The sequence below is a fragment of the Paraburkholderia sp. SIMBA_027 genome, from assembly GCF_046535315.1.
Taxonomy (GTDB): domain Bacteria; phylum Pseudomonadota; class Gammaproteobacteria; order Burkholderiales; family Burkholderiaceae; genus Paraburkholderia; species Paraburkholderia tropica.
On record NZ_JAWRWY010000003.1, the window covers coordinates 240,714 to 258,015 of the forward strand.

The window sequence follows — 17,302 nt, forward strand, 5'->3', positions numbered from 1 at the left end:
TTCGTTTTCCTTACTGAATCACGCCAAGCTGCTTGCCTACGCGTGCAAATGCGCCGACGGCGCGCTGAATCTGTTCGGGCGTATGCGCCGCACTCATCTGCGTGCGAATGCGCGCGCGTCCCTTCGGCACCACCGGATACGAAAAGCCGATCACGTAGACGCCTTCTTGCAATAGCGCGTCGGCCATCTTCGACGCGACCTGCGCATCGCCGAGCATCACGGGAATGATCGGATGTTCGCCCGGCACGAGCGCGAAGCCGAGTGCACTCATTTCACGGCGGAAATGCGCACCGTTTTCCTGCACGCGGCGGCGCAGTTGCGCGCCCTCGTCGCTCGCGATCAGATCGAGCACGGCGAGTGAAGCCGCCGCGATGCTCGGCGTGAGCGTGTTCGAAAACAGATACGGACGCGAGCGCTGGCGCAGCAGATCGATCACGGGTTGCTTCGCCGCCACATAGCCGCCCGATGCGCCGCCGAGCGCCTTGCCCAGCGTGCCGGTGATGATGTCCACGCGTTGCGCGACACCACAATGTTCGGGCGTGCCGCGGCCGTGTTCGCCGATGAAGCCCACGGCGTGCGAGTCGTCGACCATCACGAGCGCCTGGTAGCGATCGGCGAGATCGCAGATGCCCTTGAGGTTCGCGATGATGCCGTCCATCGAGAACACGCCGTCGGTCGCGATCAGCTTGTAGCGCGCGCCCGCTTCGTCCGCCTCGCGCAGCTTCGCTTCGAGATCGGCGAGATCGTTGTTCTTGTAACGATAGCGGCGCGCCTTCGACAGCCGCACGCCGTCGATGATGCTCGCGTGATTGAGTTCGTCGCTGATGATCGCGTCTTCATCGCCGAGCAGCGTTTCGAACAGGCCGCCGTTGGCGTCGAAACAGCTCGAATAGAGAATGCAGTCGTCGGTTTGCAGGAATGCGGCGAGCGCGCTTTCGAGCTGCTTGTGCACCGTTTGCGTGCCGCAGATGAAGCGCACCGACGCCATGCCGAAACCGTCGCGATCGAGTCCGTCCTTCGCGGCCGCGATCAGACGCGGGTCGTTCGCGAGGCCCAGATAATTGTTGGCGCAGAAGTTCAGCACCTCGCTGCCGTCGGCCAGTCCGATCGCCGACGATTGCGGCGTGGCGATCACGCGCTCGCTTTTGTAGAAGCCGTCGGCGCGGATCTGGTCGAGCGTCGCGCGCAGGTGGTCGAGATAGGGTGTGGCCATGGCATCGTGCTCCAGACAGGGGGAGCCGCGGCTGTTATAGTCGCCGTCAGCTCTGAGCGAATATTTTCGTTTTTTCGAACTCAAGTTCGATATACCGAACAACTCTAATCGATGAGGCAGCGTATGGCAAGCAGTGGCGCCGACACCGGCGCGAAAGCCGGCGGCACCGGCACGCGCAAATCCCGCTCCAAAACAGCGACGTCCGCGGTGGATGCGCCGCTTCCCGTGAGCTCGCCGGCCGCGCCGCCGCGCGTCGGCGAGCAGATCCAGCGGCTGCGCGCGGAGCGCAAGATGACACTGGACGAACTCTCGCGCGCGGCAGGCGTATCGAAATCCATGCTATCGGAAATCGAGCGCGACAAGGCGAACCCGACCATCGCCGTGGCCTGGCGTCTGACTAACGCGCTCGGCGTGAAACTTGACTCGCTGTTCGCCGCGCCCAAGGCGCCGGATGCGATCAGCGTGGCCGGTCCGCACGACATCCCGACGCTGCTCGGTCACGACGCGGGTTATCAGCTGCGTGTCTGGGGCCCGATCGAGCTGGCGGGACATTTCGAGTGGTACGAGCTGACGCTCAAGCCGGGCGGCTCGCTCGTGTCGAACGCGCACGAGCCTGGCACGCGCGAGCATCTCACCGTGCTGCAGGGCAGTATCGACGTGGAATCGGCGGGCGAGCGCCGACGTCTGAAAGCGGCCGACACGGCGCGCTACATCGCCGATCAGCCCCACGCGGTCCACAACGTGGGGAAAGGCGAGGCGCGTGCGCTGCTGGTGGTGATTCACGGCTAAGCCGGCGGACCGGATCGTTCCGGCCCGATTCCGGCACCTGGCCATACGGACAGGCTGCAAGATCGGCTTCGGTACTGTATATTTATACAGTAAAAGAATGACCGGAGCCGTCATGGACCTTTCGCCCACCCCGAACGACCAGGCACTCGCCGCCTTACGCTTTCAGTCGGCCGCGCGCGACCTGGAGCACATCGTGCGCAACATCGCGCAACGCTACATCGGCCAGCAGGTGCCGCTTACCTGGCGCCTGCTGCACGCAATCGAGGCGGAGGCGCTCGCGGACCTCGGTTTCGCCAGCCGTCACGACGCGATCATGCTCGGGCTGTTCCAGCGTCCCGGCGACCTCGCCTATCCCGAAACCGACGACACTGTCGACTTCGGTCATTCCAATGCACTTCCGGCGGTGTTCGCCTTCGCCGTGTCCGCTTACGAACAGGCCGCGCAAACGGCCGAGCAAACTCAGCGCGAAAACCGTCGCCGCGAAGCGGTCCGGCGCACGCGCGCCTGGGGCGGCTGATCGCGGTTTTCGGATCGCGTCGGCTCCCAATGCCGCCGCACGTTACCGCGCACGCACCGTCTTCGGCACACCTTTTCTCAACTTCGCTACAATCGCAGCAGTAATGCAACTAACGGAATGACAGCGATGACTTCTCAACCCCGCGACCTCTTCGACCAGCGACGCGCCGACTGGCAGAACGATCCTGTCGCGGCGTTCGACGCCTGGTTAGTTTCGCAAGATCTTCGCCGCTCATCCGCCGATATCTATCGTGTGCAATGGGGGCGCTTTCTCGAATGGCTCACGCTCAAGCGCCAAACCATTCTGTCGGTCGAGACCGGCACGATCTCCGAATTCGTCGCCGGGCTCGACGTGAAAAAGCCGCAGCGTCTGCGCTACCTTCGGCTCATCGAGCGCGTGCTCGATCATGTTCGCCAGATCGAACTGGCATCGGCCAATCCGGCACGCTTCATCGCCCAGGACGGTGAAGCCGCCTGGCGCAACGCGCGTGAAAACGACCCCACGGGTTTTTTGACCGCGGCGGAACGTGCTGCCGTCATCGGCCAGTTGTTCGCCCCGCTTACGGAGCAGTCGGCGGCCAAGCGCTGGCGCGAGCGGCGCGACCGCGCACTCGTCGCCGTCTTTCTGGGCGGCGGCCTGAAAACCGGCGACGCGATTTCGCTCACGCTCGACGCAACCTCGATCGGTTCGGAATGGCTCACGATCGAAGCCGACAATCCGGCGCTCACGCACAGCACGCGGCTCGCGCCGTTCGCGGTCGACGTGATGGGCGCGTGGCTCGAGGCACGGCGGCTCGCGCAACTGCCTGGCAAACTGGTCTTTCCCGGCTCGCCGAATGGGCGGCCGATGCACAAGGCCACGGTGTTGCGTGCGATCGACGCGCAAATGGAAGCGGCCGGCATCGCCAGCACGCGCGCCGAGCGCGCGAGTCCGCAGACCCTGCGCAACAGTTTTGCGGCGGATCTGTTCGAACGCGGCGTCGATCCGGATCAGGTAGGGCAATGGCTCGGCTTCATGCAGCCGATTTCGTCGGGACGCCTGCATCGCGCCTGGCGCGTGTGGGCCGAGCGCGCGGCGACGGCACAGGCCATCGCTTCGGCAGACAATGAAACGGCGCATCCAGAGCAGAAAGCCAGCGCGTCGGGCGACGCCTGAAAGTGCCGCTATTTCAATGGGCCGCGGCTTCGCGGCTCCCGTAAAGACTCACACCCGACTCGCGCGGCGGATCCTGTAAAAGCTCACCGCGTGAGATCGTGGCTGGCGTGGGGATCACGCTTGCCTGCGGAAAATCGCGCGACGGCTTCCAGGCGTGATGCCCCGAGACCCGACGTGTAATCGCACTCGGGGCACGACAATTCAAAGCGGCCATCGACCTGGGACAGTTCCGGCTCGCCCTCTTCGCAACCCGGGCAACGAGAGGGGAGGGCGACATGGCCGTCCACCCGCGTGCCGAGCGCCGCCAATTCTTCCTCGCCCAGCCGGCCGGACGTGGCCAGCGCACACAACACCTGCGCCACCGAACCATCGACACCTTGCTGCGAGCGCAGTTGCGCAAGCTGGCTCGTCAGCGCATCCACTTCGTCCGAACGTTCGCGCAACACCACGTCGAGCCGGTCCGCGCGGGCCTTCGCCGTGGCCAGTTGCTGGATGAACTCGAATTCTTTCTTGCTGGCTTCGCGCTGGGCCGACTGCCATGTCGACGACATCGTACGCAGCGCATCGAGTTCCACCAGCATCGGTTTTACGCGACGCTCGGCTTCGGCGAGCGCGTCCTTGATCTGCTGCGCGTAGTGCTCGGTGCTGCGGCGCATTTCTTCGTGCAGACCGTCGATCCGGTCGCGCAAACCGGCATTGGTCGTCTGCTCGGCTTCGAGCCGTTTTTGCAGCGAGTCGTTGTCCGCTTCGAGGCGACGCACCGTCGTCTGCAAATTGTCCTGATGCGAAGCGCCATGCGCTGACGAGGCCGCGAGCTGATTTTCGAGCTCGCGCACGCGAGCCCACGCGGCTTCGGTGCGAGTTTCGCTGCGCTGAAGTAATTCGTCCGCGGCCAGGCGACGGGCTTCGGCATCGCGCAACGCCTGATCGGCGTCCTGACGACCCACTTCGATTTCGTCGCGCTCGGCCTGCAAGGTCTGGCGCGCGAGCGTGCGTGCTTCCTCGAACAAGGCGCCGAGCAATTCGCCGGCGCGTTCTTCCAGTGCAGGCGGAATCGCGCCACCGCCGACGCGGACTTTCGACGCCGTACGGATGCGCTGCCAGAACAATTCGATGTCTTTGGGGATGTCGCTGGCGCTGCCGGTCTGCGTGAGATCGCGGACATTGGCCATCGAGGGTCGAATACCCAAATCGAAGAACAGCCGCTTGCAGGCATGAAGCGATAAATCCTGGCGGCGGGCGCCGTCTTCACGCAGGCGTTCGAGTTCTTCGCGGATGGCCGCGCGTTCTTCGTCTCGGATCATGAGGGTCTCGGCGAGCAGTATCGGATCGAATAATAACAAATTACGTAGTATTCGATACGTTTTATTGGGCGCTGCTGTGATCAATCCGAATCTGGGCAAAAAAAGCCCGATGAAAACGCGCCACAGGTGTCAAACGCTGCCGATTTCGTGAAACAAAGCGAGCTTTATTTCATAAGCCATTGTAAACGTTTGGTTTTCCAATAGCGATAGGATTTTGGCGAGTGTTTCACGAAGGTCTCTCCGGTCCTGGTTGACCGTGACCTCAGGGCCTTCTTCGAGGGGATTGGGGATATCTTTCGAGAACGCTAAAGGAAGTTTGTCTTGAGAGCTATAAAAGTAAACACCCTTGATACCCGTTAAAAACGTTAACGCCACGGCAAACCCTTATCAGACAAGGCTTCCAGCCCGATCAGGTGAAACTTTACGGGAAACCTAGTGAGGCTCTACGGGACACGCGGGTGATGGGGTTCGGGGAAGCCGGTGAGGACCTGCGGGAAAGGACGTGAGCGGATTCGGGGAACGGCCGATTCTTGACTCTACGGCAAGGGTGAGCGATTTCGGGAGGCCAGTCGGCCTGAAGTCAGTGCTCGCGGGGCCAGGATGTGCTGTTACGTGAAATGCAACGGTGAGCGGATTCAGGACCGGCGATTGATGCGATTTTTTCGCCCAATTTGGCCGCCCAAAACCTTGTGGTGAGAGAGATCGGGAAAAAACGGCAGGCAAAGGTGAAGCTTTTCGGGAGCTGAACGGGCATTTTGGCCGAATCGGGCTGAATTCGGGTGGGCGATGACCTGAAGGTGAGCCTTTACGGGACGGCAATAATGATTTGGGAGGACGATCCGGACGCAGCCTCTGGCGCTTCAAACGGTAGTCAGCTCGTTAAGGTGAGGTTTTACAGGAGGTGGAGACTGTGCCGCTCAGCCATTTGTATCGGGAGCACCGTTTTACCGCTGCGTGAGGCTTTTCGGGAGGCAATTCAGCGCCTTTTTTCGCCTTCAGGTGAGCTTTTTCGGGAGCAAGTTGGCATTCACTACCGCTAGACGGCTGATAATTCAGGCGATCGAATGCCGCGCGATGGCGTCGCGGGATGCGAAAGGTGAGTTTTTTCAGGAGCATCCGACGCGCACTTTTCTGCGCTGATTCACGCCCTGCTCCCGTAATCAGGTGAGCTTTTTCGGGGGAGTCTGGCGAGGGAGCGTGCGTGCGTTCCTGTGGATAAGCCCCCGAATCCATTGGTTTTTTCCCGAATGCTATTGATTGGTGAGCTTTTTCAGGAGTGCCGCAGACGGTGAGCCGGCAGTTCGGGATTCTGGAACCCTGCGGGACTGCTGAGCGCCAAGGTGAGATAATTCGGGAGACGTTTTGCGGGCTGGCTGGCTCACTGAAGTGATGAAACGGGTGCCTGGCCTTGCACCGTGTTCATCCAAGGGTGAGTATTTTCGGGAGCTAAAGCAGCGCAGGCGAGGGCTTCGGCGACTGCGTGCGTGCTGATCGTTGGTGAAATCGACCGATAGAGGACGATTCAGGAGGCATCCGCACGGAAAAGACCGCCACAAGCGAGCGATTTACACCGCATTGCGGGATCCTTTATTCAGTCGTTTGCGCTCACCCGAAAAAGCGCGAAATGTTGTGTTTGCGCCAGGAAAATTTGAGGTGAGCTTTTTCGGGAACCGTCCGACACCGCTCTTGCGCGGCTTCTTCGCGCGCTTTCGTGCCAGGCCGCAGCCCTGCGCGTATGCGGCGGATCGGGTTTCGACGTAAAGGTGAGCGTCTTCGGGAGCCTGTCGCGGTGAGCCGTCCCGTGAACGACGTCTTCACCGGCAATGGTGAGAGTCGCCCTATAGACGGGTTTCACCCCAGACGGTATCCTTTCGCGAAATTCTCACCTCGACCCGACGCATGGCCACGAAGCGCGTGAAAAAAACCGATGTGGTGAGCCCGAGCTCGGCCGAATTGCGCAAGGCCGTCGAGGCAATCGCGATTCAGCCGAAGAGCGGCAAGATCACTCTGCTGACCCGCAAACTCTTCAACGTGCTGCTCGCCGTCGCGCAGCAGGCGGATGAAGGGGGCGATACCTATCGCGCGCTGCTTTCCGACATCGTCGCGAACTCGGCGTTCGACTCGAACGACACCGCGCTCGTGAAAGAGCATCTGCGGCGCATGGTGTCGGTGCAGGTCGAATGGAGCCAGGGCACCTCAAGCCAGAAGCCTGGCCGCAAATGGGGTATCTCCACGCTGATCGCCGATGCGGAAATTCTCGAAGATCCGGCCACGCGCCGCGTCTGGGTGGAATTCTCGTTCGCGCCCAAGATCAAGAAGAAGCTGCTGGACCCGGTCCAGTACGCCCGCCTGAGCCTGCAATTCCAGAGCCAGCTGCGCAGCAGCGCCGGCCTCGCGCTCTACGAAATCTGCGTGCGCTATCTCACGAATCCGAGCCATCTCACCATGCGCGAGACGTGGGAATGGTGGCGGCCGATTCTCTCGGGCACGCCCGATACCGAAGCCGGCGACGAAGCGAAACGCGAATACAAGTATTTCAAGCGCGATTACCTGCGCCCGGCGATCGCGGAAGTGAACGCCGTGACCAACATCTTCGTCGAACTGATCGAGCATCGCGAAGGTCGGCGTGTCGCCGAGATCCAGTTCCGCGTGACCGAGCGCAAGCAGCCGATGCTGGCGCTCGACGAGCACCCGAACGTGTTCGACAGCACGCTGGTCGATCGCATGGTCAAGATCGGCATTCCGCTCAAGGAAGCGCAGTCGCTTTACGCGGACAGTGAGGAAAACCGTATTCGTGCGGCGCTTCAGCTCACCGAGCAGCGCATGCGCAGCACGACGCTGCCGCCGGTGCGCAGTGCCGCCGCGCTGTTCAAGGATGCGCTGAAGAAGGGCTACGCGCCGCCAGTCGAAACCGCAGCGGAAAAGCCCGCAGCCGCGGGCCGCTTGGCTACCGGCGGCGTGACGGCCGACGATCCCAAGGCGCGTCTGATGGACGAGTACGCCGCGTATCGGCGGAAGGAAGCTCGTGCCCTCTACGACGAGCAGGGCGACCTCGAACGCGAACTCGCACGCAACTCGTTCGAGAACGACGAATTGCCGGGTCTGGGCGCTCACCTGCGCGACGATTGGCGTCGGCGTGGCCTCGACTCGAAACTGGCCGACACGGCATTCTTCGATTGGCTCGCCCGCAAGACCTGGGGCGAACCGACCGATGGCGATCTGCTCGCGTTCACGCTGAACCAGGCTCGCGCGGCCTGAGAAGCGAAGTGACGCTGCGCGCACAATCCGGCACGCAGCGCTTCACGATTCGTTGAGCCATAAAAAACGGTCTTCACGTTCGACACGTGAAGACCGTTTTTCTTTATCGCTGCAATCAGGCTCAATCAGACTTTCAGCATTTCTTCGATCTGGTGAAGGATCGCATCGCGCCGATCTTTCGAGAGCCCTTTGAGGCGCAGTTCGAGTCGATCGTCGCCGTACGACTTCAGATCGCCGACGGCCATGCCATCGAGTTTGATCTCGAGCCGTTGCGCGTAGCGCTGACGGCCGGCCGGCTTTGGACTTTCTTGCGGCGTCGCGCGGCCCTTGACGATATCCGCGACTTGTCGCGTGCTGAGGTCGTCGGCCAGAATCCGGTTGATCAGCCGCAGCGTGGCGTCCGTGCCGCGCGCACCGTGATAGCGGCCCACCTGATACGCCATGTTCGAACCGAAGCGGTCGGGGCGCGCCACCATCTCGTGCATGACCGACTCGGGCAACTTGCCGATGGACAAGGCGACCGCGACCGTCGATTCGTCGAGGCCGAGGTGATCGGCGAGTTCGCGCTGGCTCTGGAAATGCTTGTCGTCGATAAAACGCTTCCAGACGACGGCGTTGTCGAACACCGTCTGCGAGTCGCGCTGGACGTTGAGGTCGTAGCCGAGCTTGTAGCTCTCCAGTCCAATCGGCAGATCGACGACGATCGCCTTGACGACTTCCTTGTTGGCTTCCTTGAGCGCACGCACGCGACGTCCGCCGTCGCTCACGTAATAGCTGCCCGGCGCGGCGTAATCCGGAATCACGTGGATCGCCTGCTGCTGCCCTTGCTTCGCGAGATTGACCGCGAGTTCTGCAATCGACGTCTTCAGATAGAAGTGGCGCGGGTTGAACGGACTCGCCTTGATGGCCTTGAGCGGCAGTTCGATGATCTGGCCGGGGCGATAGCCCTGCTCCAGACGCCACGCGCGGTATTCCGCCGACTCGTTTTCAACCGGTGAGGTCGCGTCGTCGGTAGTGACGGCGATGGGTTCCGGCTGGCTCGAGCGGCCGGCCGTTTCACGGGCTTTGGGCTTGTCCTGGACGAGGCCGTCGATGGCGTTGAGTCGGTCAAGCGCCGTGCGCTTCTCGCTGCTCGTGGTGTCAGGCCGGGCCTGAAAACCTTTGGCAAATTGTGAGGGCTTCATTCAGGGTCCTTTATGCGCATAAAGTCAGGGGAGCATCTCTGCGATTTCGTCGGCGCAAGCACGCACCTCCGTCGCAGCGAGTCGCGCACCGCGGTCGCTCATTTGCAGCACCGTCTGGCCGAGGGCCATGGCCTGCTTATAGGCTTCGCGGGTCGGGATCTGGGTTTTGAGCAAGGGGAAGCCCAGTTCTTCCAGCGCGCGCTTCAACTCGCGCGTGAGCATGCGCTTCTCTTCTGTTTTGTTCAGCAGGAAAACGGCCTTGAGATCCTCGTTCATCACCTGAGCCTGCTGGATCAGTTTGACGAGGCCGACGCTCGACCAGTAATCCGCGGGGGACGACGAAGTGGGAATAACAGCGACGGTGGCAGCGAGCAGAACGACGCCCGAGACCTTTTCCGTGATCGACGGCGGGCAGTCGACCACGATGATGTCGTAGTCACCGATGAACTTCTTGATCTCACGATGGATCTGTCCACCGGCTTCGGAGAGGTTGACGACCGGGAACGGAATGCCGGCTTCTCCATCGGAAGACGCACTGGCCCAATGGACGAGCGTGTTTTGGCCGTCGGCATCGACCACGAGCACGCGCTTACCTCTTTCGTGGAATGCTGCGCCGAGATGCATCGCGATCGTGCTCTTGCCGACCCCGCCCTTTTGCTGCGTGACTGCGATTATCTCTGCTGCCAATTGGTTTTCTCCTTTTGCTAATTGTTTTGGATTTTACCTGGATTGAGTTGCGATTCAATGATTGAGTTTGTGATTTTCGATTTTTACTGCGAACGTTAGCCGTTTGGCCAAGGTTTATGCGCATAAAGTTCATGCGCACGAGCGTGGCCGCGGAGCCACCGACAGATCTGTGATGTCGGTCCAATAAGCGATGATGACCAGGCCGGGCGATCGAGAAGCGAAACGCGGCGTTCGCAAGGCGAAGCCGGTGTCGTCTGAAGGCTGGCTCACACAGGAAGTGAGCATGCGAGTGCGGGACCAGCTTTGTGTCCTTCACGCACCGCAAGGCAATCGTTTAGGTGCAGCCGAAACGTTCATTCAGCCGCGCGTATCAAACAGAGCAAAGGCGGACGGATTTATGCGCATAAAGGCTCGATCAACCGTGAGACTCTCGCACTTCTCCCTCATCAGAACTCCCCAAGCCGCCCATCTTTATGCGCATAAAACTCCGGCACCTCACGGTCGTCCACGCGGAGCCCTTGCAGCCCCGCCCTGCTCTCTTCGCCATTGCCCGTTAAAATCAGCGCGACCGTACGTCGCAGGCAAAGGCGCAAGAGTGCCGTGATCGAATCAGGCACCGCCGACATCGATCGATGCCGGCCTGATGCACGCTGACGCACGCGCCGCTACTTGCTCGCGCATCAGCCAGCAGCGCACCGCGCGCGAGCGCAATAGCGACTACGACCGCCACCGATAACCAATCACAACAGCAACCGAACAGATGATCACGATCTACCACAACCCTCGATGCTCGAAGTCACGCGCCACCTGTGAGCTGGTCACCAGCACCTACAACACGGGAAACGAACCCGTCGACGTAATTGAGTATCTGAAGACGCCGCCGACGGTCGAGCAGCTCAAGGCCCTGCACGCGATGCTCGGCGGCGCGCTGCGCGACATGATCCGTACCGGCGAGACCGAATACGCGGAACTCGGCCTCGGCGCCGCCACGGTTACGGATGCTCAGCTCTACGAAGCAATCGCGAGCCACCCGATCCTGCTGCAACGCCCGATCGTCGTCCGCGATGGCCGTGCGGTGATCGGTCGACCGCCGGAGAATGTCGCGGCGCTGTTTGCCTGACACGCGGCAGACACCGCATCGGATCAGACTGCGCATCTGATCGACACCGAAGACGTTCGAAAACATCGAGCGCCGACCAGGCCAGATAGCGGCCGCGCCGACGCCCCAAACGATGGTCGTCGCCAGTGCAGGCAAGCCCTCCCCCGCTCGCCTTTCCCCGGCGCCGACGCAGAAAAAAACCATCAGGCTCTCACCCGCCAACCGCCAATAACGAGACTTCAGTGGAATCGCTTGCAACTCTATCCGCGTGGTCGTTCCACGACACGCGCCTCATCCTCTCCTGCCTGCTGGGCCTCGCGCTGATCGTCATCCTGATCAGCGTGCTCAAGCTCGCGCCGTTTCTCTCGATCCTCGTCGGCACTTTCGCGGCGGGCTTTGCCGCCGGCGTGCCGCTTGAAGGCGTCGCCAGCGCGTTCAGCAAAGGCGCGGGCGCCCTGCTCGGCGACGTCGGCATCATCATCGCGCTCGGGGCCATGCTCGGCGCGCTGATGGCCGAATCCGGCGCGGCCGACCGGCTCGTGACCACCCTGCTCGATCACTCCACGCCGCGCACATTGCCGTGGATGATGGCGCTCGTCGCCGTGATCATCGGCTTGCCGCTGTTCTTCGAAGTGGGTCTGGTGATGATGGTGCCGATCATCTTCGTAATGGCGCGCCGCTCGAAGCAGCCGATCCTGCGCATCGCGATTCCCGCGCTCGCCGGTATGACCACGCTGCACGCGCTGCTGCCGCCGCATCCCGGTCCGCTGATCGCCGTGAGCGCATTGCATGCCGATCTCGGCATCACGCTCGGATTCGGCGTGCTCGTCGCGCTGCCGGCGGTGATCCTCGCGGGGCCGCTTTACGGTTCGTGGCTGTCGCGTCGCATGCACGTGGACGAGCCCGAGGATCTCGGCAAGCTGTTCACGAGTCACGACACGCAGCTGGCCGCACCCGGTTTTGCCGTTTCGTTGCTGACCATTCTGCTGCCCGCCGTGCTGATGCTTTGCCGCACGATCGCGAAACTCGCGCTCACGCCGGACACGCTCGCATTCACGACGCTGAATTTTCTGGGTGAGCCGCTGATCGCGCTGGGACTCACCGTGTTGTTCGCGATCGTCGTGCTCGGCTGGTCGCGCGGCATGGCGCGCGAGCGCGTCGGTAACATCCTGCGCAAAAGCCTGCCGCCGATCGCGGGTCTGCTGCTGACGATCGGCGCAGGCGGCGGTCTCAAGCAGACGCTCGTGCTCGCGGGCATCAGCACGACCATCAGCAAGATCGCCGTCGGCGCGCACCTGCCGCTGCTGCTGCTCGCGTGGCTGATCGCCGTCGCGCTGCGCCAGGCCACGGGTTCGGCCACCGTCGCGACCACCGCGACGGCCGGCATCGTCGCGCCGGTCGTTACCGGACTGAGCGCCACGCACAATTCGTTGATGGCGCTCGCCATCGGCGCGGGCTCGGTGTTCTTCTGCCACGTGAACGACGCGGGCTTCTGGATGGTGCGCGAGTACTTCGGCCTGAAACTCAAGCAGACCGTGTTCGTCTGGTCGATCCTGCAAACCATCGTATCGGTCGTCGGCCTCGTGCTCACACTGCTGCTCTGGAGCCTGCTGAACTGAGGCAGGTGAATGGTCGGATAACGTCTTCGGCGCGATTCCGACCGAGGCCCGATGCCACCGGGCCTGGTGCGGAGTTGTCCACAAGGTTATGAACGAAATCTGTGGATAAATCCGCGCCGCCCCTGCTTATCCACAGGCGCGCCGCGCCGGCCCATCTTAGCGACGTGCGAAAGCGCTCGCGCCTATGATGTCGTTTCGTTCCAACGCGCTTCGCGCGCTTTCGAGGAGAAGGAAATGGCTTATCAAGTAGCGGTCGTGGTCGGCAGTCTGCGCAAGGAATCCTTCAATCGGCAACTCGCGCACGCGGTCGCCTCGCTCGCGCCGTCCGACTTCTCGTTCGAGTTTCTCGACATCGGCGTGCTGCCGCTCTACAGCCAGGACTACGACGCCGATTTCCCCGAGGTCGCGCGGCAGTTCAAGCAGAAGATCGAGGCCGCTGACGCGCTGCTGTTCGTCACGCCCGAATACAACCGCTCGATTCCCGGCGTGCTGAAGAACGCGATCGACTGGGGCTCGCGGCCGTGGGGCAAGAATTCATGGACGGGCAAGCCGGGCGCGGTGCTCGGCACCTCGCCGGGCGCGATCGGCACGGCGCTGTCGCAGGCGCATCTGCGCAACGTGCTCGCCTATCTCGACGTGGCGACGCTCGGTCAACCCGAGATGTTCATCAAGCACGATGCCAGCAGGATCAACGAAAATGGCGAGATTGTGAACGACGATACGCGAAAATTCCTGCAGGCGTTCGTCGATCGCTACGCGGATTGGGTCAAGCGTCAGCTCGGTCGCTGAATCCGGTTTCGATCCGGAGACACAAAAAAAGCGCGGCTCGGCCGCGCTTTTTTTCGTCAACTTTCAGGTCAATGCAGCGTCGGCCGCGATCCGGTCACCGGGCGGTCGGGGGCGTCGGACGCGCGGTGGTCGTGCGAATCCTCTTCGTACTCGATGAATTCATCGGGGATGCGCTGCGCACCGCTGGCCGTTTCCGTCGCTTGGGGCGCGGACGGCACGTCCACGTGCGGAGCGTGCGTGGCAGGTGGCACGCTCGCTTGCGTGCCCATCACGGCCCCGGCGCCGGGCGCGCTTGCCGCCGTGAGCACGGTGGCTTCGGCTTCGCTGGCGGGACGCGCGGGATCGACAGCGCCCGCTTGCGCTTCGGCGGAGACCGGCTGATCCGCCGAGCCTTCCGGCGCGACGCGTCGGCGCATGGCATCGGCGAGCCCGGCGATACCGAGTTCGTCGAGCGCCGAATGCTCGCGCGTGACAGGATCGGTGTCGCTGGCCGCCGCCCACGCCCAGCTGCCGCCGCGAATCGCCACTTCGAGCGCGTGCTCTTCGCGCAGCGTTTCGCGGGCGAGATCGGCGCGCGCTTCGTCGCTCACGCGCACGCCGATCAGCACGTTGCCGGCCGGCGCACTCGCAGCGTCAGCGGCGCCGGGCGCGTGCGGCGCCGGTTCCGGCACGGCGCCCGCGTTCGCGCGCACGTCGCCGGTCGTCGAAAAGAAACTCGACACCAGCCGTTCGATGCCGGCCAGCACGCCGGCTTCGTGCACCGGCAATTCGATGTCGTTCAGCGCGAAGCCGCGCTGCAGCAGCGCTTCCTGCGCGTGTCGCGCTGCATCCAGGGTCTCGAAGAGACCCGTCACGGTCTGTCTCATGGCTCACTCCTCGCCCGTCGGGCAATGGTGGCAAAAGCGGTGGCTAAGTCTGACATGGCGGTGGGCGCGCGTTCCCGAGATCCACGCATCATGGCGACATGAAGTGGTCAATCCGGCTCGCGGCGCGCCCGCCGCCGCCTGGTCGAGCGTCCCGCAATCTTCGTGCCGCGGGCATCTCGCGCGAGGCTTTCCGATCCAGATTTTTCGACCTACAGCGTGGCGTCCCGTTCCCGGCGCGCGCGCGTCTGCAGGTCGCGCTGGATCGCCTCGAGCAATTTCTCCAGCAGGGCGATGTCGAACGGCTTCGAGAGCACGCGCACGTCCACGTGACGCGCGCGCTCCAGTTCCTCCGCGTAACCGGTGACGAGAATCACGGGCAGCGTCGGCTCGCAGTTCTGCAGCGCCTCGGCCAGATCGATGCCGTTCATCTCGCCGGGCATGTGGATGTCCGAGAGCACAAGATCGAAATGCGCGAAGGGCGTCGCGTCGTCGTCGTTCGCCGCAGCAACGTGGCCGGCCTTGACGAGCGCGAGCGCGCTCGCCGCGTCGTTCGCGCCGGTGACGTGATGGCCCATCATCTGCAGCAGCGCTTCGGTGCCCGCCGCGACTTCGTCGTTGTCTTCGACCAGCAGCACGCGCAGGCCGTGCGGCGGCGCGACGCTGTCCTCGCGCGGCGCCGGTTCGTGCGCGACCGCCGGCGCGGCCGCGGCGCGCGGCAGATACAGATGCACCGACGTGCCCGCGCCGATCGCGCTGTCGATCGCGGCCAGTCCGCCCGAGCGCTCGCAGAACGCGAACACCTGCGGCAGCCCGAGCCCCGTGCCCATGCCCTTCGGCTTGGTCGTATAGAGCGGCTCGAACGCGCGCGCGAGCACGTCGGGCGACATGCCGACGCCCGAATCCTCCAGCGAAACGTGCACGAATTCGCCGTCGAGCGGAAAGCCCTCGCCGGGCCGGAACGCGATATTGCGCGCGCGCACCGTGAAGCGGCCGCCGTTGGGCATGGCGTCGCGCGCGTTGACGGCGAGATTGATGAGCGCGAGTTCGAATTCGGCGACGTCGACGTTCACGGGCCACACGCTTTCGTCGACATCGACGACGAGCGAGACCTTCGCGCCCAGCGACGCGCGCAGCAGTTCGCGGCTCGCGGGCAGCCAGCGTCCGGCGTGGATCGTCTCGTTGCGCAGCGGCTGCTTGCGCGCCACGCCGAGCAACTGGCGCGTGAGCGACTGGCCGCTCTTGAGCGCGCGCTCGATCGCCGAGAGTTCGCGTTCGAACGCGGCCGCGCCGCGCCGCCGCGCGATCTGCACGTTGGCGGAGACGATCATCAGCAGATTGTTGAAGTCGTGCGCGACGCTGCCGACGAGATTGCCGAGCGCTTCCATCTTGCGCGACTGCCGGTAGGCCGATTCGATCGAGCGCCGCATCGACGCTTCGGCCTGCCAGCGCTCCCACGCTTCCTCTTCGGCGGCGAGGCGGCGCAGCGACAGCCAGATCACGCACCAGAGCGCGATCGACGGCGTGAACATCGAGATGATCAGCACGCTCAGGTGCCGGTACCACGCGGCCCAGATCGCCGAGCTGCGGTACGCGCAGGTGACATAAACCGGATAGGCGCCGACACGTCGATACGCGAGGATCACCTTGTCGTCGAGCAGTTGCGAGCGCATGTGCACGACGCCCGCGTCCTTGCCGCCGGCGAGTGCCGAGGCGAACGGCGAGCCCGCCGTAATGCCCGGACCGCCGGCGCGCGCCTGAGCCGCCGGCGGCGGCGGCTCGAACGCGAGAATCGCGCCGTCGCTGCGCACGAGGCCGAGCGCCATCGGCGAGTCCGCGCCCAGCAGTTCGCGATAGAAGGTGCCGAAGTAGGCGGGCCGCAGCGCGACCGAAACGAGACCGTCGAACTGGCCTTGCGCGTCGTGGCGCGCCACGCCCGTGTTGAACACGATTTCGCCGCTCACCTGGCCTTGCATCACGCGCGAGACGTGATCGATCATGCGGCCCGCGCGGATGCCCACGAAGTCGTCGCGCGTGAGGATCGAGACGGGCGGCGGCGGCGAGTAGCGGCTGCTCGCGAGCAGGTCGCCGTCGCGGCCGAAGATCGACACGGCCGCCACCTGCGGATAGCCGCCGCCGATCGCGTCGAGCTTCTCGTGAATCTGCGCTTCGTTCAGGCGGATGCCTTCGTCGTCGAGATCCTGCACGCCGTCCACGATGCGCGTGTCGAGCGCGTCGTTCATGTCGAACACCTTGAGCGCGTGCTCCTCGGCCACGCGCACGGTGCGCAGCGTGACGTCGGTGGCGTCGGCTTCGCGCGTGCGCAGGTCGTTCCACGCCATCGTGGCCACGTAGACGCAAGGCAGCACGATGGCCGCCACGAGCAGCGCAATCAGCGTGCGGCGGCGGACCGTGAAGTCGTGGCTGGGCGCGGCCGGAAACGGCGCTTCATCGGTGCGCGGCGAAGCGGGCGAGCGATCGTCTGGCCCGGCGGGCCGGTCGGAAATCATCGTACGGATTAAGGGGATGGAAGCTGCGGCGGAGCTTCTGACATCATAAACGACCGCAGCGTTCCAACCGCCGCGCCGGCGTGCCCGATTGCACGCTCGCGCGGTCCGTTCGCGGCCCTGTGCGCGGCGCGCGCACCGGGAAAAAGTCAATTTCACGCGCCGCCGGACTTAACGTCGCAAAAAAGAACGATTTTTTCGGACAGACGCGCGATTGCGCGAAAATCCGCGTAGCGCAAACGTACACAAAAGGATAATTATCGGCGCTGATTCGTTGGTTCGATTATTTATTTTCCGAAAAACCCGAAAAGAAAGTCA

General features: G+C 63.6%; 13 protein-coding genes. 7 read left to right on the forward strand and 6 right to left on the reverse strand.

What is annotated here, in order from left to right; genetic code table 11:
• Positions 1-10 precede the first annotated feature (10 nt).
• Entirely contained in the window at positions 11-1,213 is a 1,203-nt protein-coding gene (locus SB764_RS06745) for a glycine C-acetyltransferase (RefSeq protein ID WP_321854587.1), read from the reverse strand.
• Between the two features lie 123 nt (positions 1,214-1,336).
• On the opposite strand from SB764_RS06745, the gene SB764_RS06750 reads away from it, so the two are divergent.
• The 3 genes from SB764_RS06750 to SB764_RS06760 all read left to right on the forward strand — a co-directional run bounded on the left by SB764_RS06750 (position 1,337) and on the right by SB764_RS06760 (position 3,674).
• Positions 1,337-2,002 carry a helix-turn-helix domain-containing protein gene (locus SB764_RS06750; protein WP_110325838.1) on the forward strand — a complete coding sequence of 222 codons (666 nt, stop codon included), beginning with the start codon at positions 1,337-1,339 and terminating at the stop codon, positions 2,000-2,002.
• A gap of 112 nt (positions 2,003-2,114) precedes the next feature.
• Complete coding sequence (locus SB764_RS06755) at positions 2,115-2,519, forward strand: DUF2471 family protein (protein ID WP_080180831.1); 405 nt, start codon at positions 2,115-2,117, stop codon at positions 2,517-2,519.
• Between the two features lie 117 nt (positions 2,520-2,636).
• Positions 2,637-3,674, forward strand: coding sequence for a tyrosine-type recombinase/integrase (locus SB764_RS06760; protein WP_124260636.1), 1,038 nt, complete (start codon positions 2,637-2,639; stop codon positions 3,672-3,674).
• Between the two features lie 83 nt (positions 3,675-3,757).
• Here SB764_RS06760 and SB764_RS06765 read toward each other — a convergent pair whose 3' ends face one another.
• On the reverse strand, positions 3,758-4,978 hold the full coding sequence (locus tag SB764_RS06765) for a DNA-binding protein (RefSeq protein ID WP_124260702.1): 1,221 nt from the start codon (positions 4,976-4,978) through the stop codon (positions 3,758-3,760).
• Positions 4,979-6,877: 1,899 nt separating this feature from the next.
• Here SB764_RS06765 and SB764_RS06770 point away from each other — a divergent pair.
• The gene (locus SB764_RS06770; RefSeq protein WP_065061661.1) at positions 6,878-8,236 is read left to right on the forward strand and encodes a replication initiation protein; all 1,359 of its coding nucleotides are present in this window, start codon (positions 6,878-6,880) and stop codon (positions 8,234-8,236) included.
• 125 nt (positions 8,237-8,361) lie between these two features.
• Here SB764_RS06770 and SB764_RS06775 read toward each other — a convergent pair whose 3' ends face one another.
• Positions 8,362-9,420, reverse strand: coding sequence for a ParB/RepB/Spo0J family partition protein (locus SB764_RS06775; protein ID WP_065061660.1), 1,059 nt, complete (start codon positions 9,418-9,420; stop codon positions 8,362-8,364).
• Between the two features lie 24 nt (positions 9,421-9,444).
• A complete protein-coding gene (gene parA / locus SB764_RS06780) occupies positions 9,445-10,107 on the reverse strand; it encodes a ParA family partition ATPase (protein ID WP_065061659.1) in 663 nt (220 codons plus the stop codon).
• A gap of 760 nt (positions 10,108-10,867) precedes the next feature.
• On the opposite strand from parA, the gene arsC reads away from it, so the two are divergent.
• From arsC to SB764_RS06795, 3 genes are all read left to right on the forward strand, one after another.
• Positions 10,868-11,227 (forward strand): arsenate reductase (glutaredoxin), encoded by a 360-nt coding sequence (gene arsC, locus SB764_RS06785; RefSeq protein WP_110325846.1) that lies wholly within the window; start codon positions 10,868-10,870, stop codon positions 11,225-11,227.
• 221 nt (positions 11,228-11,448) lie between these two features.
• Positions 11,449-12,825 (forward strand): gluconate:H+ symporter, encoded by a 1,377-nt coding sequence (locus SB764_RS06790; RefSeq protein ID WP_065061656.1) that lies wholly within the window; start codon positions 11,449-11,451, stop codon positions 12,823-12,825.
• Between the two features lie 234 nt (positions 12,826-13,059).
• Positions 13,060-13,614, forward strand: a complete 555-nt coding sequence (locus SB764_RS06795) for an NADPH-dependent FMN reductase (protein WP_065061655.1) — start codon at positions 13,060-13,062, stop codon at positions 13,612-13,614.
• A gap of 68 nt (positions 13,615-13,682) precedes the next feature.
• Here the strand turns inward: SB764_RS06795 and SB764_RS06800 are convergent, their stop codons facing one another.
• Both SB764_RS06800 and SB764_RS06805 read right to left on the reverse strand, forming a co-directional pair.
• Positions 13,683-14,480, reverse strand: a complete 798-nt coding sequence (locus SB764_RS06800; protein ID WP_074981161.1) for a hypothetical protein — start codon at positions 14,478-14,480, stop codon at positions 13,683-13,685.
• Between the two features lie 209 nt (positions 14,481-14,689).
• Positions 14,690-16,987 carry a response regulator gene (locus SB764_RS06805; RefSeq protein ID WP_410863033.1) on the reverse strand — a complete coding sequence of 766 codons (2,298 nt, stop codon included), beginning with the start codon at positions 16,985-16,987 and terminating at the stop codon, positions 14,690-14,692.
• Between the last annotated feature and the right edge of the window lie 315 nt (positions 16,988-17,302).

Bases quoted from the DNA above. Each gene is read 5' to 3' on its own strand.
- SB764_RS06770 (WP_065061661.1), top strand. From the start codon at position 6,878: ATGGCCACGAAGCGCGTGAAAAAAACCGATGTGGTGAGCCCGAGCTCG.
- SB764_RS06745 (WP_321854587.1), bottom strand. From the start codon at position 1,213: ATGGCCACACCCTATCTCGACCACCTGCGCGCGACGCTCGACCAGATC.
- SB764_RS06765 (WP_124260702.1), bottom strand. From the start codon at position 4,978: ATGATCCGAGACGAAGAACGCGCGGCCATCCGCGAAGAACTCGAACGC.
- SB764_RS06775 (WP_065061660.1), bottom strand. From the start codon at position 9,420: ATGAAGCCCTCACAATTTGCCAAAGGTTTTCAGGCCCGGCCTGACACC.
- SB764_RS06760 (WP_124260636.1), top strand. From the start codon at position 2,637: ATGACAGCGATGACTTCTCAACCCCGCGACCTCTTCGACCAGCGACGC.
- SB764_RS06795 (WP_065061655.1), top strand. From the start codon at position 13,060: ATGGCTTATCAAGTAGCGGTCGTGGTCGGCAGTCTGCGCAAGGAATCC.
- arsC (WP_110325846.1), top strand. From the start codon at position 10,868: ATGATCACGATCTACCACAACCCTCGATGCTCGAAGTCACGCGCCACC.
- SB764_RS06750 (WP_110325838.1), top strand. From the start codon at position 1,337: ATGGCAAGCAGTGGCGCCGACACCGGCGCGAAAGCCGGCGGCACCGGC.
- SB764_RS06805 (WP_410863033.1), bottom strand. From the start codon at position 16,987: ATGATTTCCGACCGGCCCGCCGGGCCAGACGATCGCTCGCCCGCTTCG.
- SB764_RS06800 (WP_074981161.1), bottom strand. From the start codon at position 14,480: ATGAGACAGACCGTGACGGGTCTCTTCGAGACCCTGGATGCAGCGCGA.
- SB764_RS06755 (WP_080180831.1), top strand. From the start codon at position 2,115: ATGGACCTTTCGCCCACCCCGAACGACCAGGCACTCGCCGCCTTACGC.